At 36.3% G+C, this 23605-nt stretch carries 18 protein-coding genes and 5 tRNA genes; 14 read left to right on the top strand and 9 right to left on the bottom strand.

The annotated features are described in order from the left end of the window. The first annotated feature begins 6 nt into the window (after positions 1-6). The 4 genes from JML65_RS08370 (at position 7) to JML65_RS08355 (ending at position 429) form a co-directional block, all read left to right on the top strand. Positions 7-81, top strand: a tRNA-Pro gene (locus JML65_RS08370). 14 nt (positions 82-95) lie between these two features. Continuing rightward, positions 96-169 (top strand) — tRNA-Arg (locus tag JML65_RS08365). Between the two features lie 97 nt (positions 170-266). Beyond that, positions 267-341 (top strand) — tRNA-Pro (locus JML65_RS08360). A 14-nt stretch (positions 342-355) separates the two neighbouring features. After that, positions 356-429, top strand: a tRNA-Arg gene (locus JML65_RS08355). Between the two features lie 878 nt (positions 430-1307). Here the strand turns inward: JML65_RS08355 and JML65_RS08350 are convergent. The 4 genes from JML65_RS08350 to JML65_RS08335 form a co-directional block, all read right to left on the bottom strand. After that, positions 1308-1850 (bottom strand): hypothetical protein, encoded by a 543-nt coding sequence (locus JML65_RS08350; RefSeq protein ID WP_202270516.1) that lies wholly within the window; start codon positions 1848-1850, stop codon positions 1308-1310. Positions 1851-2189: 339 nt separating this feature from the next. Further along, positions 2190-3494 (bottom strand): hypothetical protein, encoded by a 1305-nt coding sequence (locus JML65_RS08345; RefSeq protein ID WP_202270515.1) that lies wholly within the window; start codon positions 3492-3494, stop codon positions 2190-2192. A 476-nt stretch (positions 3495-3970) separates the two neighbouring features. Continuing rightward, the gene (locus JML65_RS08340) at positions 3971-4654 is read right to left on the bottom strand and encodes an MBL fold metallo-hydrolase (protein ID WP_202270514.1); all 684 of its coding nucleotides are present in this window, start codon (positions 4652-4654) and stop codon (positions 3971-3973) included. A 55-nt stretch (positions 4655-4709) separates the two neighbouring features. After that, positions 4710-5297, bottom strand: coding sequence for a Crp/Fnr family transcriptional regulator (locus JML65_RS08335; RefSeq protein WP_202270513.1), 588 nt, complete (start codon positions 5295-5297; stop codon positions 4710-4712). A gap of 419 nt (positions 5298-5716) precedes the next feature. On the opposite strand from JML65_RS08335, the gene JML65_RS08330 reads away from it, so the two are divergent. The 3 genes from JML65_RS08330 (at position 5717) to JML65_RS08320 (ending at position 8221) form a co-directional block, all read left to right on the top strand. Continuing rightward, on the top strand, positions 5717-6313 hold the full coding sequence (locus JML65_RS08330; RefSeq protein WP_202270512.1) for a TetR/AcrR family transcriptional regulator: 597 nt from the start codon (positions 5717-5719) through the stop codon (positions 6311-6313). 61 nt (positions 6314-6374) lie between these two features. Next, a complete protein-coding gene (locus JML65_RS08325; protein ID WP_202270511.1) occupies positions 6375-7655 on the top strand; it encodes an MFS transporter in 1281 nt (426 codons plus the stop codon). Positions 7656-7660: 5 nt separating this feature from the next. Continuing rightward, positions 7661-8221 (top strand): cysteine hydrolase family protein, encoded by a 561-nt coding sequence (locus JML65_RS08320; RefSeq protein WP_202270510.1) that lies wholly within the window; start codon positions 7661-7663, stop codon positions 8219-8221. Positions 8222-8372: 151 nt separating this feature from the next. Here JML65_RS08320 and JML65_RS08315 read toward each other — a convergent pair whose 3' ends face one another. Continuing rightward, a complete protein-coding gene (locus tag JML65_RS08315; protein ID WP_202270509.1) occupies positions 8373-9212 on the bottom strand; it encodes an SH3 domain-containing protein in 840 nt (279 codons plus the stop codon). Positions 9213-9230: 18 nt separating this feature from the next. After that, entirely contained in the window at positions 9231-10058 is an 828-nt protein-coding gene (prmA, locus tag JML65_RS08310) for a 50S ribosomal protein L11 methyltransferase (RefSeq protein ID WP_202270508.1), read from the bottom strand. Positions 10059-10327: 269 nt separating this feature from the next. On the opposite strand from prmA, the gene JML65_RS08305 reads away from it, so the two are divergent. Both JML65_RS08305 and JML65_RS08300 read left to right on the top strand, forming a co-directional pair. After that, positions 10328-11206 carry a helix-turn-helix domain-containing protein gene (locus tag JML65_RS08305; RefSeq protein ID WP_202270507.1) on the top strand — a complete coding sequence of 293 codons (879 nt, stop codon included), beginning with the start codon at positions 10328-10330 and terminating at the stop codon, positions 11204-11206. A gap of 91 nt (positions 11207-11297) precedes the next feature. Then, positions 11298-13238 (top strand): oleate hydratase, encoded by a 1941-nt coding sequence (locus JML65_RS08300; protein WP_202270506.1) that lies wholly within the window; start codon positions 11298-11300, stop codon positions 13236-13238. Between the two features lie 88 nt (positions 13239-13326). On the opposite strand, the gene JML65_RS08295 is transcribed toward JML65_RS08300, so the two are convergent. Further along, the gene (locus JML65_RS08295) at positions 13327-15000 is read right to left on the bottom strand and encodes a glutamine--tRNA ligase/YqeY domain fusion protein (RefSeq protein WP_084084972.1); all 1674 of its coding nucleotides are present in this window, start codon (positions 14998-15000) and stop codon (positions 13327-13329) included. A 142-nt stretch (positions 15001-15142) separates the two neighbouring features. On the opposite strand from JML65_RS08295, the gene JML65_RS08290 reads away from it, so the two are divergent. Further along, positions 15143-16273, top strand: a complete 1131-nt coding sequence (locus JML65_RS08290) for an alpha/beta hydrolase (RefSeq protein WP_202270505.1) — start codon at positions 15143-15145, stop codon at positions 16271-16273. 725 nt (positions 16274-16998) lie between these two features. Here the strand turns inward: JML65_RS08290 and JML65_RS08285 are convergent. Together JML65_RS08285 and fbp are read right to left on the bottom strand one after the other, a co-directional pair. After that, entirely contained in the window at positions 16999-18018 is a 1020-nt protein-coding gene (locus JML65_RS08285; protein ID WP_202270504.1) for an o-succinylbenzoate synthase, read from the bottom strand. Between the two features lie 10 nt (positions 18019-18028). Continuing rightward, positions 18029-19045: a class 1 fructose-bisphosphatase gene (fbp, locus tag JML65_RS08280; protein ID WP_047493402.1), complete on the bottom strand. Its 1017-nt coding sequence runs from the start codon at positions 19043-19045 to the stop codon at positions 18029-18031. Positions 19046-19348: 303 nt separating this feature from the next. Here fbp and JML65_RS08275 point away from each other — a divergent pair, with 303 nt between their 5' ends. The 4 genes from JML65_RS08275 to JML65_RS08260 all read left to right on the top strand — a co-directional run bounded on the left by JML65_RS08275 (position 19349) and on the right by JML65_RS08260 (position 23600). Then, positions 19349-20587, top strand: coding sequence for an aspartate kinase (locus JML65_RS08275; RefSeq protein WP_202270503.1), 1239 nt, complete (start codon positions 19349-19351; stop codon positions 20585-20587). A 22-nt stretch (positions 20588-20609) separates the two neighbouring features. Beyond that, positions 20610-22451, top strand: a complete 1842-nt coding sequence (locus tag JML65_RS08270; protein WP_047493407.1) for a lysophospholipid acyltransferase family protein — start codon at positions 20610-20612, stop codon at positions 22449-22451. A 109-nt stretch (positions 22452-22560) separates the two neighbouring features. Further along, positions 22561-22633: transfer RNA gene (locus JML65_RS08265), tRNA-Phe, on the top strand. A gap of 256 nt (positions 22634-22889) precedes the next feature. Beyond that, positions 22890-23600 (top strand): potassium channel family protein, encoded by a 711-nt coding sequence (locus tag JML65_RS08260; protein ID WP_081989177.1) that lies wholly within the window; start codon positions 22890-22892, stop codon positions 23598-23600. Positions 23601-23605 lie beyond the last annotated feature (5 nt).

The following is a 23605-nucleotide window of genomic DNA, read 5'->3' as shown; positions in this document are numbered from 1 at the left end:
ATCAATCGGGGCGTAGCGTAGTCCGGTCATCGCGCCTGGTTTGGGACCAGGAGGTCGCAGGTTCGAATCCTGCCGCCCCGACTTTTTAAAATCAAGGGTGCGTAGCTCAGCTGGATAGAGCATCTGCCTTCTAAGCAGACGGTCAAAGGTTCGAATCCTTTCGCGCTCACAACGGACTCACAGAAAATGGCGGGTTCTTTTATTTCACAAAAAAGCTTTGTATCTTTGCAACTGCAATCACAAAGTAATTTATGATGACCATCAATCGGGGCGTAGCGTAGTCCGGTCATCGCGCCTGGTTTGGGACCAGGAGGTCGCAGGTTCGAATCCTGCCGCCCCGACTTTTTAAAATCAAGGGTGCGTAGCTCAGCTGGATAGAGCATCTGCCTTCTAAGCAGACGGTCAAAGGTTCGAATCCTTTCGCGCTCACTGAAGAACTCATAAGAAATTATGGGTTCTTTTTTTGTGTTATCATTTCCTTTAGTAATCATTCAAAAACAGATATAACAGAGCATCCCGATTACAAATCGGGACGGTCAAAGGTTCGAATCCTTTCGCGCTCACTGAAGAACTCATAAGAAATTATGGGTTCTTTTTTTGTATTATCATTTCCCCTAGTAATCATTCAAAGACAGATATAACAGAGCACCCCGATTACAAATCGGGACGGTCAAAGGCTCGAATCCTTTCGCGCTCACTGAAGAACTCATAAGAAATTATGGGTTCTTTTTTTGTGTTATCATTTCCTTTAGTAATCGTTCAAAGACAGATATAACAGAGCATCCCGATTACAAATCGGGACGGTCAAAGGTTCGAATCCTTTCGCGCTCACTGAAGAACTCATAAGAAATTATGGGTTCTTTTTTTGTGTTCCCATTTCCCTTAGTAATCATTCAAAGACAGATATAACAGAGCATCCCGATTACAAATCGGGACGGTCAAAGGTTCGAATCCTTTCGCGCTCACTGAAGAACTCATAAGAAATTATGGGTTCTTTTTTTGTGTTATCATTTCCCCTAGTAATCGTTCAAAGACAGATATAACAGAGCATCCCGATTAAAAATCGGGACGGGCAAAGGTTCGAATCCTTTCGCGCTCACTGAAGAACTCATAAGAAATTATGAAATGTGCTTTTACAGGCAATACAGTCATTGATCACGGTATGCTCCTATGCCTTTCAGGCAATGGTTTAGGGCATAGCATTCGGGAAGCTTACGGAGCAAAAAAATTAAAGGTCAATTGAAAAACTGCTGTTGAATTTTGCACTTCAGCCCGCTAGAACTAAATCCTTTTGTGCGTTCGTTTTTCTATTCTTTTCGTGTGTAATAAGCTTTCTCTCTACAATTGTTTTCTGCTTGTTTCATTATTTCTTCAAGAGCTTTGTCGTTTGCATAAATTGTCATCCATTCTATTCCATTTGATGCTGGAAAGCAAATAGCAATATTCCCTAACTCACGTTCTTCTTTACACCTTTTTGTCGCAGAAACGGTATTTCCCATATTTGGTGTTAAGGTTAAGGCAGGTCTGTATGTGCTTTTAAAAATGTCGGAAAAATCAAATTCGTCTCCTTGAAGTAATATAATTATTGATCCTCTTTTCCACATTGTTGCATTCCATAATTGTTCGTGTCCAATTACGCATTCTTTCGAAGAGTCAAACCTGAATTTTCCTCGTTCGCTAATCAATATATCAGAATTGGCTTTGAACAGTTCATCATCCTTTTTTAGTCCGAAAATATATGCAGATTTTGATTGTTCTAGTAATGGCTTTATTACTAAATTATGTGCAGGTAAAGAACTTTCTTCATCATAGTGATGTCTAATCTCTCCTGTTAAATTAACTTCTAGCATTACGCAACTTGTTTATATAATTTTGTTATTTGCCGTGCATTCTCTTTTGCTGCTGGCATTCTTGCTATTTTTAGATATTCCAGAAGTCAGCCTTCGTTCATAGTTTCTAAGATAAAAAATTCGCAAAACTTGTCAAATAGAAATGTCCTTGAAATACCAAACACCTCTAAAGTTATTGATTTGTTTTCTCCGTCTTGTTCTTCTCCTTTAGGAAATTCTCCGTCATCTGCTGGTTGAGAAATAAAAAATTCAGTACACAAAATCATATATGACACAAGTTTGAGTCTAGTTTTTTCAAAATATGCATTAAATCGGGACAGCCGGTAAAAATTATTCTATTTATTGTATCAGCCTGCTTCTTGTCAGTTTATAGTTATCATTCACTCCGTTGTTTTCTATTGTATAACCATCAGCCAATTCAAGTATCCAGCCATCACCAAATATTTTACTACCTTCTGTTTTGACAGGACTCGATACTGAAATCTTATCCCAGTTTGGACTCATTAATGCCCCATTTTCAACTGTCAAAATACCCCATACATCTGTAACTCTGATATTAGGATAAACTGTCCCTTTATCTTCTATTGGTATAATATTTCTTGGGTCAAATGAGACATTCATTTTCTCAAATCTTATTTCAAAATGGGGTTGGTCAACAAATTTCAGTTTATATTCGGATATAAGTTTTTTCGTTTTTTCTTCTCTTTCCAATTCTTCCTGAATTATAGCCTTTCCATTATAGTTATTAGATATGTTTTCAATCGTCTTTTTTAAGTCAGTTGATATCTTGATATTGAATGCCTTGGTAAAATAATTCGTCAGATCTGTTTTTGCAGTAATTTGTTTGTTCCAGTTTTTGTCTATATTATACAGTAAATAACCGTAAACAGGAGTAGTATAATAAGCAAATGAACGTACAAATGTGGGATTGGCAAAAAAATCATTTATCCCATTTACAAAAAATGTTGTTGCTTGTGTTTTATTTCTACCACTAACTATCACTCCCGTAAATTCAGCAATCCCTTCATTTAGTTCTAATTGGTTTTCAGTACTATTTGAACCTTTATAAAATGTATTTCGGTATTTTCTGAAAGTCAGCGCATTTGTTAGATGTAATCGTAATTCTTTTTCCGAAAACGATTGGATTGCCTTTTTTAATGCTTCCAACTCTAAACGCAGATAAATTCTTCCGTCTCTTTGGTCAAGATGGTTATTCTCAACATTTTTGAGTGTAAACCCTAACGAGGGCTGAACACTATGAAATGATTCATGAGCCAATAGATTAATTCTTTCTTGTTTGTTTTTAGGAAGTGGTAGCATAATCATAGCCCATCTTTTTCCATTCCAATTTATTGCAGTATTAGCAATATTGATATTATCAGGCAAAATTCCCGAATAGATATTTCTGTTAACCTTTAAGATACCAGCAGTATCCGCTTCATTTGCAAAAAGCTCTCGGGTCTGTGGATTGATTAAAAGCATTGGTCCATATAAATCTTTATTCCAAAGATTGATGTACTTCATGGAAGCCGTTTTAATCTCATCAAAGAAGTTGGAAGTGCGATCATGGGAAACCGATTGCTCTTGACCCATTACCTCCTGTATGGATATAAAAAGTAAAGCTATCAAAACTGCCTGTCTCATTGTTAAATTATTTGTTATTAAAATTAATACATCACTCAGATAGATACAATCGTTTTTTGTAATTAATCCTGTATTATAAGATATTCATCATAACGCCTTTTTAGATTATTAATATAAGAATTATAATTAAAACTGACATCAAGCAATTAAATAAACTAACTGCACCAAATTCGTTATAAAAGTAATTGAGAGTGACTCTTTCGTGCACTTAAGGAGACACTATTGATAGTTGCCTCCTTTTTTTACATCCATAAAAAATCTGTGACTCAAACTTTCACTATTGTTCGATTTTTGAAGCTGGAATTCTTCTATTACTTATTTGAAATTATCTAGAAGTACCTCAATATATTTTCTAAGACTTCTTCGTAAATTCAAAATCCCTAAGGTGATAGTGTCTTTTTTTCGGTTTTTGTAGTTTTTGAGATGAGATCTACATTACATCTTCTTTTAACCCGTAATTACAGCACGATCTATCTTTAAATAGCCGCACTGCATTTAGCCACAAATTGTTCAAACTTTCGGTCTGTATTTCGCAGGATCGGTCCGTGACCGAAACAGATAATGGCAGGATTCAGTTTTGCTAACTTCTGGAGCGATTTGATATTGCTCTGTTGATCCGAAGTGAATATGTTCGGCGGAAGCCGCAGACCGGTCGCCGTCGTGATTAGGTTCATATTGGTCGCCACATCTCCAATGATCAGTACACCATCCTGCTCACGGAATAAAGAAATATGACCTGCCGAATGTCCGGGCGTCTCTATTACCCGAAAATTTCCAATCCTATCGTTTTCAACGACTGTCCGTTCTACTTTATGTCCCTGACCAGCCCAGTATTTCTGCTGAAGCTTTGCTACCCAATGTTGTGGCGTTGGATAATCGTTGGTGACCATACCTGTTTCGGTCCTAAAAACTTCATCGGGATGACAGAGTAAGGGTATCGCGAACTCAGCGCATATCTGATCGCTAGAGCCCTGATGATCCGCATGCGCATGCGTCAGTATATGCTGATAAACAGGGATTTTATGGAGAGCTTTTTTTACAGTGGTATATGAACTCCGTATTCCGGAGTCTACCAATACACCTTCAATAATATAGCAGTTGATACTGTTTCGTGGCATCAGTGAAATCTGGAACACTTCGGGAGCAATTTGACGTAACATCGTTTTTTTTATGCAAATCTACATCACTGATCAGGCCTGCATAAGGACATTTGTCCTATAATACGTTGGGTCTATGTATTTGTCCCTTCACCCGTGTAAGCGATCGCTGCGTAATGCCCAGGTACGATGCCAGATCCTGTGTCGCTATACGCTGGACCAGCATCGGTTCGCTAGACAGAACATGACGGTATTTATCCACAGCCGACCTATTATTGTAATTCAGCAGATAACGTTCCTTTTGGTTATACTCCTGCTCCATCACCGATTTTATAACTCCGTTCCAAGCGGTTACCTGACCAAGCAGATACTGATAGTCCGGATAACTTATCCTATAGATTACGCTATCTTCTATAGCCATGATACTCCTTCTGGATTTTTCCTGTTTCACAAATTCCGGAAACGAGGTGACAAATTCCTTTTCAAACTTGAAGCAGGTTATATTTTCCTTTCCTTCTTTGTCGGTAGCGTATGCCTTTACAGCGCCACTAGCGATAAATCCAACATGACCGCAGGATTCATCCTCACGAATAAAAAAATCACCCTTTTTTAAGCGGATCGGTTTGAAGAATTGCGCAGAAAAGTTGATTTCTTCAGCGGATAGTCCTCCTGTTGAGGATAGGTAATTTTCAAATACATCAGCCATTTCGCAATTTTTTTGTCCTTTTATTTTCTTCTTAACCGTGTATGGATTTCGGTATCCAAATCTAACAATTATTATACATTCAAAAAAGTATTAAAGTTTAACAAAATACCCGGATATCTTCGATAAAATCTTTACGCCATATAACATCTAGTTGGTCATTATTTTGAGTCTTTGTGTTTTTTCAAAAAAAATTATCACATAATGAATAGAACATCCCGATTTGCAATAGAGGCAGTCATAGATTAGAATTCTTTCTCAACTTATTGAAAAAACTTATCTGCAATTATAATTTTTTTATTGACTCAATGTCATCTAAAAATAAGTTGTTCATGGTGTTTGAGTAACAGAATAAGTTTTACAATTTGACAAAATTTGTTTTTTTGTCAGAATTTATTTATTTTTGTACACAAATTTCACTCATGTCATCTACAGAACAAGACCAACTTTCACAACAGATCCTTGAAACCGCTTCAGGGCTGTATCTGAAATATGGCTTAAAGAAAGTGACGATGGATGATATTTCTAAAGCTGTTGGTAAAAGCAGAACATCTATTTATTATTATTATAAAAATCGTGAGGAGGTATTCCAGGCGGTTTTGGATAATTTAATTAAAGAAGTTATCTATGAGATTGATCTTAGCATGAATAAAAGAAAATCTTTTGAAGAAAAGATTAACGAATTCTGTATTGCTAAAGTAAAAACATCTCAGGAAAGAGCATCATTTTTCAGAGCTATTGAAACCGGAATGGATGCAGAAGAAAAATCAAAACACATGACCGATGCTCACGACAGGATGATGGAAGCAGAAAAAAATCTTTTATTAAAAGTATTTGCAAAAAGCATTACTGATAATGAAATTCCTAAAGTAAGTCTTAAGGAACAAGAAACCGTTATTTTCATCCTGCTAAGCAGTATAAGAGGGATAAGGCGTGAAATGGTTTTAAAAAACAATTTCAAAAACCTGAACCCTATAGTAAACACCTTAACATCAATGGTTATAAGGCATATCAGCTGATTTTTTTTATTTAAAATTTGACGTTTTTACGTTTTTTGTCAAAAAGTTTATTTCAAAGAGCATGAATAAATTAAGTAACATCAATGCATTCCAGGCTTTTAAAAGCACTAATTACACATTATATTTTTTCGGGCGTTCCGTATCTCAATTGGGAACATGGATGCAGCGTACCGCTGTAGTATGGGTCGTATACAGCATGACTCAATCTGCTTTTATGCTGGGGCTCACCATCTTTGCAGAACAATTCCCTTCATTTTTGTTTTCTGCTCTGGGAGGAGTTGCCGCAGACCGGTACAACCGATATAAAATTATACAGATTGCCCAGATTTTATCTTTAATCCAGGCTTCTCTACTTGCTTTTTTGGTTATGACAGGACACCAGAACATATGGAGTTTTTTAATATTAAGTGCATTTCTCGGAATTATCAACGCTTATGATATTCCTGCACGGCAGTCAATGATCAACGAAGTAATAACCAATGATGAAGATTTACCAAGCGCACTCTCTCTAACGGCTGCAATGGCAAGTATTGCAAAATTAGCAGGTCCGGCCCTTTCCGGAATTATTATCCAAAAGTTTGGAGCAGGAACCTGTTTTCTGATTAATGCGGCCAGTTTTGCGGCAGTAATGGGATCTATTTCCATGATGAAAGTGAAAGTCATTCAAAAAAAATCAAACAAAAAAGGAACTTTTACTGAATTGGCAGAAGGTTTCAGATACCTCAGAACAGTGCCCTCAATTAATTTAGTCATCATTATGCTAAGCATTACCGGTTTTTTGATTCTACCCTATGACACGTTAATTCCTGTTTACGCCAAAGAAATCTTTAAAGGGGATGCAAAAACTTTTGGTTATATCTCAAGTTTCATTGGAATAGGGGCAGTTCTTGGAACAGTATTTCTGGCTTCCTTAAAAAAAGGAGCTTCTATGAGAAATATTCTTATTCTGAGTACAATCGTCCTGAGTATTGGACTTATATGTTTTTCATATACGACTAACTTTTACTGGTCTATGTTTTTTGCTACCCTTACCGGATTGGGAGGTGTTGCACAGTTTACAACCTGTAATATCATCGTTCAATCTGAAGTTATTCCTGAAATGCGTTCAAGAGCCATCAGTATCTTATTGACTGCAATATTCGGAATGCTGCCTTTGGGAAGTATATTCATTGGATTTCTTTCAGAAAAAATAGGAGCTCCAAAGACTTTACTCCTGGAAGGGATATCAGGAATCTTAATTGCTTTTATCTTTAGAAACTTATTATTCAAGAAGAGAAAAACCAAACCTGTCAACGAACAGTTATTAGAAGAAGCTGAAGAACAATTTATTAATAAAATATAATTAAAATGGAAAAAGCAAAAACAGCCCTATTGGTGATGGATATGCAATCATCTATTCTAAGCAGGCTAGCTGATGCAACAAAATTGATTTCCAATACACAGGAGGCTATCAAAACGGCAAGAAAGCGACAAATCCCGGTTATATATATTACCGTAGGATTCAGACAGGGAATGCCGGAAATCAGTAAAAATAACAAAGCGTTTTCAGCCATAAAACAACATATGATTCATGTAAATATGAAAGAATGGGTTTCTATCCATCCTGATCTTTTACCTGATGAACAGGATATCATCATCACCAAAAAACGTTTTAGCGCTTTTACAGGAAGTGATCTTGAAATTGTGCTTCGGGGGTTGAATATTGAACATCTGGTATTGACGGGTATATCAACCAGTGGCGTTGTTTTATCCACATTAAGAGAAGCTGCAGATAAGGACTATATATTGACTGTCATTGAAGACTGCTGTAAAGATGAAGATGAGGAAGTGCATCGTGTATTAATGAGTAAAATTTTCCCCCGACAAGCTGATGTCATTACACTCAGCAATTGGACAGAAGGAATTTAAACTCAATCTGGAATAGGTTGTTCTCAATGTACGTTGGAATTCCTTGCTGAATAAGACAGGTTGATTTCCGTCCTATTTTTGTCTGTATCCAATTATAGAAAAAGTCCTTACTTCATCAGTAAGGACTTCTATTTTTTAAGACCAAAAAAGTTTATTTCAACCTATAAGAATTTCCATTCCAAAGATAAGTTTTGGAAGAACGTTTCTTCTTTTCCCGATCTTTGTCATCTTTTTCCATTTCCTCCACTTTAAAAATAAAAGCATCAGGCATCCCTCCTTTATCATTAGGGAAAATATATTGTTCACTATGGTAAAAAACATCTGCATCCCCTACATTCATCAGCTGCGGAAGAGCAATGAGTTTCTTATCCTTAAAAAGAACATATTGGTCATAGCTAGCAATACCACAAGCTTCACCGGAAACCAATGCCTTTAAAGTAAGTTCCACATTCTGCAGTTTATGATTGCTTTCAATATTGAATGTAGCATAGCTCAGCTCCTCTCCTTTTCCGGTATCAAAATAAACCTCATCCACAAGCATATTACCTTCCATTACTTTGATTCCCGCAATATTCTGTTTCTCAAGAGTAGTAACCTCTTTGTTTTTTCTGTCTACAGTTTTTGAAAGTCCAAAAAGAAAATCATATCCGTTTTTATTACGGTATCCTACAGAAAGGTTACCTCCCCAAACATATCCTTCAGAGGTTACATCTCCTTTCTGATAAGAGATCCTGTACCAGTTGGCACCTCTTTCCCCCAGTCTTAGTATGGTTTCTTCTTTTTTAAGGATTAACACCTGTTGATTAGTCTGCAATGAGTCTATAACCTGAGATTTGACATTAGGCTCTTTTCTGATTCTTGTCCAATCTGTAAAAATCTTTTGGCTTTTATTTTCTTCAAAACCAAAAATCCCATCCGTATACACTTCATTTTCCTGTGCTGAAAAAAACTGCAGCATCAGTAATAATAAAGCGGTCCATAAAGTTTTCATATTCGTATTTGTTTTTATTTATTTTTCCAACAGCAGGCTTACCCACTCTTCTCGTTGTATTTGTTTTTTAAGTTCAAGACCACTTTCTTTACACACTTCAAGAATATCATCTACATCAAAGAAGCAAAGCCCGGAAAGCAATAGTTTTCCACCTTCATTCAGTACGGAAACATATGTTGGAATATCTGAAATCAGAATATTCCTGTTGATATTCGCTAAAATAACATCAAAATTTTCTTTTCCTAAGTTTTCGGCTGTTCCCAGTTCAATATCCAGTTCAACACCATTTCTTACCGCATTTTCTTTTGAATTTTCTACAGACCATTCATCAATATCAATAGCTTTTGTATCTCCGGCACCCTGTTGTTTTGCATAGATAGCCAATACAGAAGTTCCACAACCCATATCCAATACTTTCTTTCCAGTAAGGTCAAGATCCATCATCTGCTGGATCATCAGGTGTGTGGTAGGGTGATGCCCTGTTCCGAAAGACATTTTGGGCTGAATAATAATTTCATGCATTCCCGGTACAGACTCATGAAATTCTGCTCTGATCAATACTTTATCATCGATATTGATAGGAGAAAAATTCTTTTCCCATTCTTCATTCCAGTTGATATTAGGCATTTCCTCGAAAGAGTACTCAATCTTTACATTTTCATTTTCAAAAATAGGAAGCGCTTTTAATTCCTCTTCGTGAAACAGATCTGTCTGGATATATCCTAAAATTCCGTGAATTTCTTCTGTAAAGCTGTCAAAACCTATCTCGATAAGCTCTGCCATTAATATCTCATTCCAAGGTTGCAGTGGAGAAATTTTGAAATTGAATTCTAAATAATTTTGCATGTGACTAATTTGCTGCAAAAATACTAATGTTATTATTGTTAAAAAAATTGAAGCATTAAGTTTTACTCTTACTCAAGAAATTATTCAGCTTTAAAAGGTCGGCATCACGTTCTCTCATTTGTAAAATTTCTTCTACAACATGCTAAAAAGTGAATATTTTTGATATACAAAGCATAAAAAGATCTTATAAAATTTGTAAATTGCAGTAAGAGCCAATATCTCCGGGCCGGAATATCTAAAAAACAACAAAAACTCAAGCAATCCGTAACATGGTAACCTACGAAAATTTACATGATACCCTTTCTTTTTACAGGATTGATTGCCGCCAGTCTTATTATATCTCCTCCGGGAATCCTATTTTCAATTTTCCAAAAGCGCCGTTCAGAATGGATTATTATGCTCTCTGTATTTGTACGGCGGGAGAAATCAATATTGAAATAGACAGTAAAAAATATAAAGTAACTACCCACAGTTTCTTTATAGCTGCTCCTTCTACCATTGTAAGATTCCTTGAAACCAGTAAGGATTTTATGATGAAACTCTTATTTTTTGATAAAAATTTTCTCATCAAAAATATATCCAACCCTTTTATCATTGAGAAAATGAATCTCTTCTCTAAGGGTTCCTACAGCATTATAAAAACAACAGAAAAAAATTCTCTGCAGTTACAGAACCTACTGGACTATCTTAAGAAAAAATCCCGAAAACAAGGCAAATTTACCGAAGAGATTATCCGTACCATTATTTTCAACCTGTTGCTTGAGACCGCAGAAATCATAGAAAAAGAAATCAATACGGTTTCTCAGAAAGAGGAAGGAAAAAAAGATCTTTTCCTGAAGTTCAGTAAACTGATCCGGGAAAATATCAGACAGCAGAGAACCGTTCAGTTTTATGCTGATGCGCTTTGTATTTCCAATAAGCACCTTATAGAGATTATTAAAAAAGCCAGTGGAAAAACTCCTCATGAAGTCATTGATGAAACTTTGCTGAAAGAAGCTTATGTCATGCTGGGAAATCCCGATATCACCATTTCAGAAATTGCCTTTGAGCTTCAGTTTAATTCAGCATCAGCTTTCGGCCGTTTTTTCAAAAAACAGACTTCATACTCTCCCTCAGAGTATCGGACAAAAGAAAATATTCAGTCATAAGAATTTGGGGATAATAATTCCGACATTGGGGATATGTACCGCTTTTTGAATAGGTGTACCTTTAACCTGTTAATTAAAAACAAAACAAAAAATGAGTACGATCAATTCAAAATTCGAGAAAGTTTTAAATGCTTCTGAGCAGTTTGGAAAAGTAAACCACGAACCGGATTCAAGTAAAGAAGTTCAGATTAACACTCCTGAAAAAACGATGCCTTTTTCTGACCAGATCGGAAACTATCAACGTAATAAAGGGATTCCTTTACAATCTTATGAAAACAGTAAAATCTATATTGTAGGAAGCGGAATTGCAGGGATGTCTGCCGCTTATTATTTCATCCGTGATGGCCGGGTTCCGGATAAAAACATCATTTTCCTTGACCAGCTGAATGTTGAAGGAGGTTCTCTGGATGGAGCAGGAAACGCAAAAGATGGCTATATCATCCGTGGCGGAAGGGAAATGGATATGACCTATGAAAATCTATGGGACATGTTCCAGGATATTCCCGCATTGGAATTACCCGCTCCATACAGTGTATTGGATGAGTACCGTCTTATTAACGACAATGACCCTAATTATTCTAAAGCAAGATTGATTCATAACCAGGGGCAGATCCAGGATTTCAGTAAATTCGGACTTGAAAAAAAAGACCAGCTGGCAATTGTTAAGCTTTTATTGAAGAAAAAAGAAGAGCTTGATGATCTGACTATTGAAGATTATTTCGCAGAATCTTTCCTTAACAGTAATTTCTGGTTTTTCTGGCGTTCCATGTTTGCATTTGAGAACTGGCACAGCTTACTTGAACTGAAACTGTATATGCACAGATTCCTGCATGCCATTGACGGGATGAAAGACTTCTCATGTCTTGTATTCCCTAAATACAATCAATATGACACATATGTGACTCCTCTTAAAAATTTCCTTGTTGAGAAAGGAGTACAGATCCAGTTTAATACATTAGTAAAAGACCTTGATATCCATATTAATACTGAAGGTAAAACAGTAGAAGGGATTATTACTGAACAAAATGGCGAAGAAGTAAAAATACCTGTTGGTAAAGATGATTATGTGATCGTTACCACAGGTTCAATGACTGAGAGTACATTCTACGCAGATAATAATACGGTTCCTGAAATCACTATAGATAACAGCAGTGCGGGACAGAGTGCAGGATGGAAACTGTGGAAAAATCTCGCTGCCAAATCTGAAGTATTTGGTAAGCCTGAAAAATTCTGTAGCCATATTGAGAAATCTTCGTGGGAATCTGCTACATTAACCTGCCGACCTTCTGCTTTCACAGAGAAACTTAAAGAACTCTGCGTGAATGATCCTTATTCCGGAAGAACAGCTACAGGAGGTATTATCACCATCACAGATTCCAATTGGGTAATGAGCTTTACCTGCAACAGACAGCCACACTTCCCTACCCAGCCGGATGATATCCTTGTCGTATGGGTATATGCCTTACTGATGGACAAAGAAGGGAATTACATCAAAAAAACAATGCCTCAATGTACCGGAAATGAAATTCTTGCAGAGTTATGTCATCATTTGGGAATGACAGACCAGCTTGATAATGTTATAGAAAATACAATCGTTCGTACCGCATTTATGCCTTATATTACCTCTATGTTTATGCCTAGAGCTCAGGGTGACCGTCCGAGAGTTGTTCCCGAAGGCTGTACCAATCTAGGTTTGGTAGGACAGTTTGTGGAAACCAATAATGATGTTGTATTTACTATGGAAAGTTCAGTAAGAACAGCCAGAATAGCAGTATACAAACTTCTGAACCTCAACAAACAGGTTCCGGACATCAATCCGTTACAATATGACATCAGACATTTACTGAAAGCTACCCAGGCTCTTAATGACTATAAACCATTCTTAGGAGAAGGCATTTTAAGAAAAGTACTGAAAGGAAGTTATTTTGAACACATTTTGGTCAACCGTCCTGAGGAAAAAGAAGAACATGAATCTTTCTTTATGGAACAGGTAGGTAAATTCCAGGATTGGATCAAAGGCGTAAAAGGGTAAATACGTTCTTAATGGTTCACATATAAAAAACGAAAAGCAGGACTTCAGTGAAGTCCTGCTTTTATATAATATTGATCATCACCTGAAATTATTCAGGCTTATAAGAATCTTTTAGAGTTACTGTACGGTTGAAAACCAATGTAGCATCTGTAGAATCCTGGTCTTTGGTAAAGTACCCGATTCTCTGGAACTGAAGGGGTTCTCCCACGGCAACATCTTTAAGGCTTGGTTCAGCAAAACCTTGAATAGTACTTACCGATTCAGGATTAATAAAGTTCAGGAAGTCAACATCTTTTTCAGCATCCGGCTGCTCCACTGTAAATAATTGGTTGTAAACCCTTACTTCTACAGGGATAGCATGTTTGGCAGATACCCAGTGTAATGTTCCTTTTACTTTTCTTAAGCTTTCTTCTGTCCCACTTCCGGATTTACTCTTTTCATCGTAAGAAGCATAGATCGTAGTGATCTCTCCATTTTCATCCTTCTCTACTCTTTCTGCTTTAATAATATACGCAGACTTTAAACGAACTTCCCCGCCTAACTTCAGTCTGAAAAATTTATTATTAGCCTCTTCTTTGAAATCCTCACGTTCGATGTATAGTTCTCTTGAAAAAGGAACTTCTCTGGTTCCTGCATTTTCCTGTTCAGGATTATTTTCAGTTTCCAACCATTCTTCCTTGTCTTCAGGATAGTTTTCGATCACTAATTTAACAGGATCTACGACCGCCATTACACGTTTAGCTACTTTATTAAGGTCTTCACGTACGCAGAAGTCAAGTAATTGGATCTCAATCAGATTTTCTCTTTTTGCAACTCCCACCTTTTCAATAAAGTTTCTGATAGAAGCCGGAGTGTATCCTTTTCTTCTCATCCCTGAAATAGTAGGCATTCTAGGATCATCCCATCCAGTCACAGCTCCTTCAGCCACAAGTCTTTGCAGCTTTCTTTTAGAAGTGATCATATAAGAAACATTCATCCTTGCAAATTCTCTCTGCTTAGGAGCTACTTTAGTTTCATCGGATACCTGCTCCAGATACCAGTTGTAAAGGGGTCTGTGGTTTTCAAATTCCAGTGAACATAAAGAATGTGAAACCTGCTCCAAATAATCTGATTCCCCATGTGCCCAGTCGTACATCGGATAGATTTTCCAGGCAGTTCCTGTTCTGTGGTGTGGTCTTTTCAGAATTCTGTACATCACAGGGTCACGCATATTCATATTGGGAGAAACCATATCGATTTTTGCACGAAGTGACATTGTCCCTTCCTCGAACTCACCGTTTTTCATTCTTTCAAATAAATCCAATGATTCTTCAACCGGACGGTTTCTGAACGGAGATTCTACTCCTGGTTCCGTAGGATTTTTTCTCTGTTCGGTAATCACTTCAGACGGCTGCTCATCTACATAAGCTTTTCCTTCTTTAATCAGTTGTACTGCCCATTCATAAAGCTGCTGGAAGTAATCTGATGCATACAATTCTTTGTCCCATTTGAAACCTAACCATTCAACATCTTTCTTGATTGAATCTACGAATTCCTGTTCTTCTTTCTCAGGATTGGTATCGTCAAAACGAAGGTTTACGGGTGCATTGTATTTTTCTCCCAGGCCAAAGTTGATGCAGATCGCCTTTGTGTGGCCTACATGCAGATACCCATTCGGTTCAGGGGGAAAACGGAAACGAATCTGATCTCTTTTCAGACCGTTTGCCAAATCATCTTCTATAATTTGCTCAATAAAATTGAGTGATTTTTTTTCTTCTTCCATTAAATTAGCTTTTGTTTTTAGCAAAAAAAGTTGCACAAAGTTACGGAAAATTTGGGGCTTACGAAAGTGATAATTAAAAAGTGCAATGCTTAGTAATTCGGTATTTTTCTGTATCTTAGGGAAAGTTACAAACCTGACTATCATGGCTGTTTATATCTTAAGCAATCGAAAGATTGTGCGTCATAAAGGTGAAAGAGTGGACTCTTTTTCCAATGAAGAATATTCAATTCCTAATTTCAGAATTGCCAAATGTGATTTTGACGGCTATAAAGAACCTACTGCACAGGCCAAAAAGAAGAAAGATTACACGAACAGGAACATCCTCAACTACCAACTGTTTTCGGAACCCGAAAAACAAGGCTACGAAGAGGTTTTAGAAGTCCTTCTGAGTGAAAAAGGCATCAAAAAATCATCTTTAACAGCTCAGAACCTCGGTGGCACCCAAAGAATGTTCTACGAGCTATATAAAAATATGTCTTCCACCAAAGAACGGAGTGATGTACTCATATTCATTCATGGATATGCCTATGATTTTGATGATGAATTAAAGGCTATAATTGATCTTAAAAAGCTGTTTATTGATAATCCGGAATCTCCTGTTGAGCATATTTTATTTGTAAGCTGGCCGGCTTCAAGCAGTATTGTTCCTCTGACTTATTTTGATGATAAAGCAGCAAGCATCAATTCCGGAACCTCATTATTAAGGCTCTTTTATTTTTACACTCAATTTTTAAAAGATATTTTTTCCAATCGGGACCTTATCCCATGCAACCAAAGAATCCATATTATGACTCATTCTTTGGGAAACAGAGTCCTTCAGAGTATGCTATACAGTCTGAAAAAAGAAAATATCCTGAGAGTGATTGATCAGGTAATCCTGCTGAATGCAGATGTTACTTATAAAGTATTTGAAGACTCTGAAGATTCTTTTAATAAACTTCCTTTGCTTGCAAACCGCATTTCTATTTACCTCAACCGTCAGGATGTCATTCTTGGTATTTCTCAATTTACCAAAAACATCCTCACCCCCCGACTTGGAAAAAATGGTCCCAGTGATATTGAACGCTTTAAAGATATTGTCTCCGTTATCGACTGTACATTCGTTAAAGATGATATTTTAAACAGTTTTAAATTTGAGATTGGAAAACATTGGGGATACCTTTCCAGTTCACAGGTTCAGAGGGATATTTTCCAAAATCTGTACGGAATAGACCGAAATCTTATCAGCAACAGAACAAAGAATAACGAAAATATTTTCACAATTATTTCTTAACAAGAAATTAAAAAAATACTATAAAAATGAGCATGTGTTAAAGTTGCTAAGGTTTAAGAGAATGGCATAATGATTGCCAACTCAAATAGTAGAGAATTACACTTTTATTATGAAAAAATTTAAAGCCAAGTTTTCTTCTATTGTAGAATATATTAAGAAAGCAATTTTCGCAAAGAATGTGATTTAATAAAAAAATAACGCCAAAAAAAGCAGAATATCCGAACCTAAAATTACTTTATCCCTTAAATAGAGTCGAAAATATCATCATGTTCCTACAAATGTATTGGAGGAATGTGTTTTTATGTTCTAACCTGTGAGGACACCAATATCTCCACCGATCGTTCGGATTGAAATCGGAAAACATGCAGAATGTTTCATTCACGTAATAAGCACTTCTTACTCATCTTTGTGGTTCTGGAAAAATTCAAATATGATCATTGAAGAGTACAGAACAAATGCCATCATATCAATAATTCACACAATACCAACAATATACATCCCATAAAATTGTTCAGGTGGAAAAAATTTTCGATATTTATTGACCAAACCATTACTATCAATTATGAAAAATCAACAAGACCACATGAAGAAATTGGGCAAGAGGGCACTAAAAACAATTAACGGCGGTAATCCTCCTCCCATTCCCATAGGCTGCAACAATTGGGATTCGAAAAACAAATGCTGCAGAGCCTGGGATAATGATCACTGGGATAACCCGACCTGTCCTAATTAATTTTCTTTTCAGCTTTGAACCACAGCAACTCATTTCTGAGATCCAGGCTTGATTCAAAATTATTAACAAATAAAGATCCGGTGCCCAACCCTTGAGGCATTGGATTTTTTTTAGTTACTGTATATTGAGCAATGGCATTCAATCCTATATTACTTTCCAGTGCGGAGGTAATCCACCACCCTATATTTTGTTCTTCCGCCAGAGAAATCCACTCATCAGAGCCGGAAAAACCTCCTACTAAAGCAGGTTTCAAAATAATATACTGTGGTTTTACTGTTTCTAGCAGAAGCTTCTTTTTATCGGGATCAGTTATACCTATCAACTCTTCATCCAATGCAATTGGTGTAGGCGTTTTTGAACATAATTCTTTCATATCATGCCAATTTCCTGCTTTAATAGGCTGCTCAATAGAATGAATATCAAGATCTGCCAGCTGTTGCAAAACAAGTACTGCTTCTTCTTTATTAAATCCTCCATTCGCATCTACACGCAGTTCCAACTGATCTTTAGAAAATTTCTCTCTAAGCTTCTGAAGAATGATATGTTCTTCTTTCCAGTTGACACCAATTTTCAGTTTGATGCAATGAAAGCCTTTTTCAAGTTTCTCTTCAATCTGTTCTTCCATATACCCGATCTCCCCCATCCATATCAAACCATTGATGGTAATAGCAGATTTCCCTTCAGTAAATTCACTTGGGAAATAAAGACTGTCTCCATGCTTCAGATTCAAAATCGCCTGCTCGTAACCAAACCATATTGACGGAAAGTCTTTCAGTTCTTCTTTTAGATCAGCAAAATCCTTTTTAATGTTTTCACAAAGCCATTTTAGCTTGTCTTCATAATCCGGTCGGTCATCAAAACTCAATCCTCTGAAAATGGCACACTCTCCTACTCCTTTTTTTCCATTTTCTGAAATTTCAAGAATAAAGGTTTCCTTATCAAGCAAAACGCCACGAGATGTTCCACTCGGGCGTTTAAATTGTAATAGATATCTAAAATAAGACGCTTCCATACTATGCTGTTTATTTCACACTATCGATACGCATAAATTCTTCTGCTTTCTCTACCATGTCTACACTTCCACAGAAAAATGGAATTCTTTGATGAAGTTCTGTTGGCTCTACCTCCAAAATTCTTCTGAATCCGTCTGTTGCCTTTCCACCTGCCTGCTCAGCAAGGAATGCCATAGGATTACATTCGTATAATAATCTCAGTTTACCATTCGGAGCCTGAGAATAAGACGGATAAATATAGATTCCACCTTTCAGCATATTTCTATGGAAATCGGCAACCAAAGAACCGATATACCTTGAAGTATAAGGACGGTCTCCTTCTTCCATCTGACAGTATTTAAGGTAGTTTTTCACTCCCTGAGGGAATTTGATATAGTTTCCTTCGTTGATAGAATAGATTTTACCTGTTTTTGGGAAAGTCATATTGGGATGAGAAAGGTAATAAGTTCCCAAAGAAGGATCCAGTGTAAATCCGTTTACTCCGTTTCCGGTAGTATAAACGATCATTGTAGAGGAACCGTAAATAACATATCCTGCTGCAATCTGATTGATCCCTTTCTGTAAAAAGTCTTCCAGCTGTACAGGAGTTCCAGGTTCAGTAACTCTTCTGTAGATAGAGAAGATCGTTCCCACAGAAACATTTACATCAATATTGGAAGATCCGTCCAGCGGATCAATAAGTACTACATATTTACTTAAGTGACCGTTCTCCCCACATTTAATATCAATAAAATCATCATTTTCCTCAGACGCAATACCACAAACAACCTCTCTTTGAGACAAAGCCGTAATAAAAATTTCATTAGCGATCACATCAAGCTTCTGCTGTTCCTCACCCTGAATATTCTGGTTGCCGGCAGCTCCTGTTATATCTACAATTCCGGCTTTATTTACTTCTCTGTTTACCACTTTCGAAGCCAATCTTATTGCGCTCAGAAGACGAGAAAATTCACCTGTAGAATATTGAAAATCGTCCTGTTTATCTATAAGAAATTCTCCTAAAGTCTGTAATGGTTGATTTGACATATTTTTCTTTTTACGTTTTCCCCAAATTTCGGAAAATTTATCGCATTAGGAAAATTTAATTACAAAAGACGGTACATGCTGTTTTTCAACACTATACACCTTAAAAACAATATAACATTGAGTAATAACGGCTCATTCCCTACCCAAATTTCTGTCATTAAGGCCATATTATTCTCATTTTAAGGAAATCTTAATTTCATCACATGCCCAGACTATTTCATATCTCGTTGTAAATTTATAATTTTGACGTCCGTAAAAAACTCATGTAATTTTTTATCTAACAATTTTATTTTTAACAATTTAATGAAAATTTTCAAGTTTGGTGGGGCATCGGTAAAAGATGCCGAAAGTGTAAAAAACGTGTCTATGGTTCTAAAAAGCCAGGGATTTGCCAAATGCTTGCTGGTAATTTCAGCAATGGGCAAAACGACGAACGAGTTGGAAAAGGTTGTAGAACTTTATTTCAAGAAGGATAACTATCAAACAGAGATTGAAAAGATAAAACGAAAACACATTGAGGTAGCGGAAGGTCTCTTTCCTGAAAATCATGCAGTTTTTGCAGAAATCAATCTCTTTTTTGATGATATAGATTCATTTTTAAGAAGAAACAAATCTCCTAATTACAGTTTTGTATATGATCAGGTGGTGAGTTGCGGAGAAATGATTTCAACAAAAATTGTAAGTGAATACCTGAATGAGATCCAGTTTACCAATCAGTGGCTGGATGCCAGAGATTACATTAAAACAGATAATTCTTACAGGGAAGGTAATGTAGATTGGACAAAAACTGAGGATTTTATTTCAAATTTAAATTCTGAAATCTGCTATGTTACCCAAGGATTCATTGGTTCAGATGATAATAATTTCACGGTAACTTTAGGAAGAGAAGGTTCGGACTATTCTGCTGCTATTTTTGCATTCTGCTTAGATGCAGAAGCAATGACGATCTGGAAAGATGTACCGGGTGTAATGACCGGAGATCCAAGAAAATTCAACGATGTAACTCTTCTTTCCAATATTTCTTATGAGGAAGCTATTGAGATGGCTTATTACGGAGCGAGTGTAATACACCCAAAAACATTACAGCCGCTACAACAGAAAAACATTCCTTTTTATGTAAAATCTTTCGTAGATCCTACAAAAGAAGGAACCAAAGTAGGCGCTTCAGACAAAAACCAACAGGAAGAAACTTATATTTTAAAAGAAAACCAGGCTCTATTGAAGATTTCAACAAGAGATTTTTCTTTCATTGCAGAGGATCATATGAGCCTTATATTCGGCTATTTATCCAAGTACAAAATTAAAGTTTCCTTGATGCAGAATTCTGCTATTTCATTGGCTTTATGTCTGGAGGATAAATTTAACCACATTGAAGAACTTAACGAAGAGCTTCATAAAATTTTTAAAACCGAAGCAATTAAAAATGTATCTTTATTCACAGTAAGAAATGCGAAGATGGATCATATTGAAAAATTTTACCATGAAAAAAATGTATTATTGGAGCAAATTTCCAAGAATACGCTTCAAATGGTAACACAATAATTTTAATTGCGACTAAACACACATGAGTTTAATTTCGAAAAACGATCTGATCAAAGCTTCCGGCTTAAGTAAAATTGGATTTCTAAAGAATCCAGTAGCATCTGCTGTGATGAGCATTGCTAAAATAAACGAAGTAAATAAACTATACGACAAACTAAAAGATAAGGAAGGTAAAGACTTTTTCGACTCATTTGTGAGAGAAAGAAACCTAAGCTATGTAGCTTTTGAAGAAGATCTTGCAAAAATTCCCAAAACGGGACCTTTTATTCTGGTGTCCAATCATCCACTGGGTGCTATTGACGGAATTTTAATGTGCAAGATCCTTACAGAGGTTCGTCCGGATTTCAAAATCATGGGAAATTTCCTTTTGGAAAAGATCAAGCCTATGGAACCGTACGTAATTCCTGTAAACCCTTTTGAAAACAGAAAAGAAGTCTACAGCAGTTCTTCGGGAATGCGTGAAACGCTCAAGCATATCCAAAACGGAGGCTGTGTAGGTATTTTTCCGGCAGGGGAAGTTTCCAATAAAAATAACCCTTACGGAGAAATCTTAGATAAAGACTGGGAAAAAACGGCACTTAAGCTTATAAGAATGGCTAAAGTGCCGGTAGTTCCTATGTATTTCCATGCTAAAAACAGCCGTCTTTTTTATCAGGTTGCCAAACTTCATCCAAGTTTACAGACCCTGATGCTGCCTGCTGAAATGATGAATGACAGGGAAAGACCTATCAGAATCAGAATCGGGAGGCCTATCACATTAAAGGCAATGGACGAAATGGAAACGATTGAAGAACTGGGAGAGTTTCTGAAGCGTAAGGTTTATATGATGAAATCTTATTATGAAAAAAGAAAATCTCTGGCCCAAAGCATCAATCTTCAGAATCTGTCCGTAAAGTTTCCTTTATTAAAAGAAGAAAATATTGTTCAGAACATTATTGATGAAACGCCTAAAGAGGACATCATCAAGGATGTTGACAAATTAAGAGGTACTGATAAGATGTTATTCAGTAATGGAAATTACGAAATCTACTTTACCACTTATGAAGAGATACCTTCTATCATGAGGGAAATAGGACGTCAGAGAGAGCTTACGTTCCGTGCCGTAGGTGAAGGGAGTAATCTTCCGTTTGACCTTGATGAATATGACAAACATTACCATCACCTTTTCCTTTGGGACAATGGTGAAAAGAAGCTGGCGGGAGCTTACAGAATGGCTCTGGGTAGAGAGGTCATGAAAAAATATGGCATCAAAGGCTTTTACACCAGTTCTTTATTTGAATTTGAACAGGACATTCATCCTTTCTTTAAAAAGGTGATTGAAATGGGACGTGCATATATCTGCCAGGAGTATCAGCAAAAACCACTTCCTCTTTTCCTTTTATGGAGAGGGATTGTACATGTCTGCCTGAGAAATTCTGATCATAAATTTCTGATGGGTGGGGTAAGTATTTCGAATAAGTTTTCGGAGTTCTCCAAATCTCTGATGATTGAATTTATGCGTTCCAATTATTTTGACTCGGCGGTGGCTCAATATATCACTCCAAGAAATGAATATAAGGTAAAGCTACGTGACAGGGATAAGAATATCTTCTTTGAAGAAATGGAGTCTGATCTTAATAAGCTTGATAAGATTATTGATGACTTAGAGCCTGAATTAAGATTGCCTGTTTTGATTAAAAAATATATTAAGCAAAACGCCAAAGTAATTGCTTTCAACGTTGACCCGAACTTCAATGATGCCATTGACGGATTAATGTATATCAGGATCAGTGATCTTCCGGAAAACACCATTAAACCGGTATTGGAAGAGATGAGTGAACAAATCAGAAAAGAGCAGGAAAATAATCCAGCTGATAATCAGTAGGTTTTTAACTTTAGTGAAAAAAAGTACGATGAATACTTGCTTTGTATACTAAAACTTACTACTTTTGCATCACTTTAAAACAACGAAGTAAGACACACAAAAACATAATGGTTTCTTAGCTCAGTTGGTAGAGCAATGGATTGAAAATCCATGTGTCCCTGGTTCGATTCCTGGAGAAACCACTTTAAAACCTCTAAATTATTTAGAGGTTTTTTTGTTTTTTATATTCAGCAATTGAACACCTGAAATTCCAAATTTCGCCCCCTCTCTTAGCCTTTATCATTTTATAGGTAACAATTCTTGTGATTTCTCGATTAATCAGCCATCTCTTCATGATCGGATTCAAATAATCAGGGAACTGAAAGTTCAGAAAAATTCACCATGTTATTTTAATTTTAATAGTTCACTTTTGTATTTTGATGATATTAAAAAAATACAATGATTACCATACATGGTGAAGATCCACAGCAGAGTCTGGGTTTTATAAGAAAGACCAGCCAAAAGTTACAGGAAAGAAAATATGAGATCCTTCTATTCGCTTTGCTACAGCATTTATTTGTGGGAGTATTTCTTACAGACATGGACTTTTACACCCATGTCATATGGCCCATTAATATGTTGATTCTAGGTTTGGGGTCTGTTTTCTTATTTATTGGAAAGCATAGCTGGAAACATTGGTTTAGAAATCTACATTTCATTGTTATTTTATTACTGCCTATTGGCATTCCATTTTTTAAAGACATTTCCTGGTATTTTACATTTTTGAACATTAATTATGTAGTCTTCTTCTGTTTTCTTTTTATGGAAGTTTTACGGTTTCTTATAAAACCGGGATACATCAATACGGATATTATCTCTGCTTCCATCTGCGGCTATATGCTGCTGATTGAAATTGCAGTTTTTTCCCTGCAGTTTTTCCAATACCGCAACCACGCTTCTTTTAAGGGGGTTGATATATCTTCTCCTGCTCTTACCTTTATTGATCTGGTGTATTTCTGCTCTATAACATTTACAAGTATTGGGTTTGGAGATATCACCCCTAATACTCATGTTACAAAACTGATAACAGCTTTTGTGGGTATAGCCGGGCAGTTCTATACGGTAGTGCTCGTGGGTATTCTGATCAGTAAATTTTCATCAAAAAATTAATTTGT

The sequence above is a fragment of the Chryseobacterium sp. KMC2 genome (assembly GCF_016756935.1).
In the GTDB taxonomy this organism is placed as follows: domain Bacteria; phylum Bacteroidota; class Bacteroidia; order Flavobacteriales; family Weeksellaceae; genus Chryseobacterium; species Chryseobacterium rhizosphaerae.
Note: the sequence above shows the minus strand (reverse complement) of the source record. Positions and strands in the feature narration are given on the sequence as shown.

Bases quoted from the DNA above. Each gene is read 5' to 3' on its own strand.
- JML65_RS08350 (WP_202270516.1), bottom strand. From the start codon at position 1,850: ATGCTAGAAGTTAATTTAACAGGAGAGATTAGACATCACTATGATGAA.
- JML65_RS08345 (WP_202270515.1), bottom strand. From the start codon at position 3,494: ATGAGACAGGCAGTTTTGATAGCTTTACTTTTTATATCCATACAGGAG.
- JML65_RS08340 (WP_202270514.1), bottom strand. From the start codon at position 4,654: ATGTTACGTCAAATTGCTCCCGAAGTGTTCCAGATTTCACTGATGCCA.
- JML65_RS08335 (WP_202270513.1), bottom strand. From the start codon at position 5,297: ATGGCTGATGTATTTGAAAATTACCTATCCTCAACAGGAGGACTATCC.
- JML65_RS08330 (WP_202270512.1), top strand. From the start codon at position 5,717: ATGTCATCTACAGAACAAGACCAACTTTCACAACAGATCCTTGAAACC.
- JML65_RS08325 (WP_202270511.1), top strand. From the start codon at position 6,375: ATGAATAAATTAAGTAACATCAATGCATTCCAGGCTTTTAAAAGCACT.
- JML65_RS08320 (WP_202270510.1), top strand. From the start codon at position 7,661: ATGGAAAAAGCAAAAACAGCCCTATTGGTGATGGATATGCAATCATCT.
- JML65_RS08315 (WP_202270509.1), bottom strand. From the start codon at position 9,212: ATGAAAACTTTATGGACCGCTTTATTATTACTGATGCTGCAGTTTTTT.
- prmA (WP_202270508.1), bottom strand. From the start codon at position 10,058: ATGCAAAATTATTTAGAATTCAATTTCAAAATTTCTCCACTGCAACCT.
- JML65_RS08305 (WP_202270507.1), top strand. From the start codon at position 10,328: ATGGTAACCTACGAAAATTTACATGATACCCTTTCTTTTTACAGGATT.
- JML65_RS08300 (WP_202270506.1), top strand. From the start codon at position 11,298: ATGAGTACGATCAATTCAAAATTCGAGAAAGTTTTAAATGCTTCTGAG.
- JML65_RS08295 (WP_084084972.1), bottom strand. From the start codon at position 15,000: ATGGAAGAAGAAAAAAAATCACTCAATTTTATTGAGCAAATTATAGAA.
- JML65_RS08290 (WP_202270505.1), top strand. From the start codon at position 15,143: ATGGCTGTTTATATCTTAAGCAATCGAAAGATTGTGCGTCATAAAGGT.
- JML65_RS08285 (WP_202270504.1), bottom strand. From the start codon at position 18,018: ATGGAAGCGTCTTATTTTAGATATCTATTACAATTTAAACGCCCGAGT.
- fbp (WP_047493402.1), bottom strand. From the start codon at position 19,045: ATGTCAAATCAACCATTACAGACTTTAGGAGAATTTCTTATAGATAAA.
- JML65_RS08275 (WP_202270503.1), top strand. From the start codon at position 19,349: ATGAAAATTTTCAAGTTTGGTGGGGCATCGGTAAAAGATGCCGAAAGT.
- JML65_RS08270 (WP_047493407.1), top strand. From the start codon at position 20,610: ATGAGTTTAATTTCGAAAAACGATCTGATCAAAGCTTCCGGCTTAAGT.
- JML65_RS08260 (WP_081989177.1), top strand. From the start codon at position 22,890: ATGATTACCATACATGGTGAAGATCCACAGCAGAGTCTGGGTTTTATA.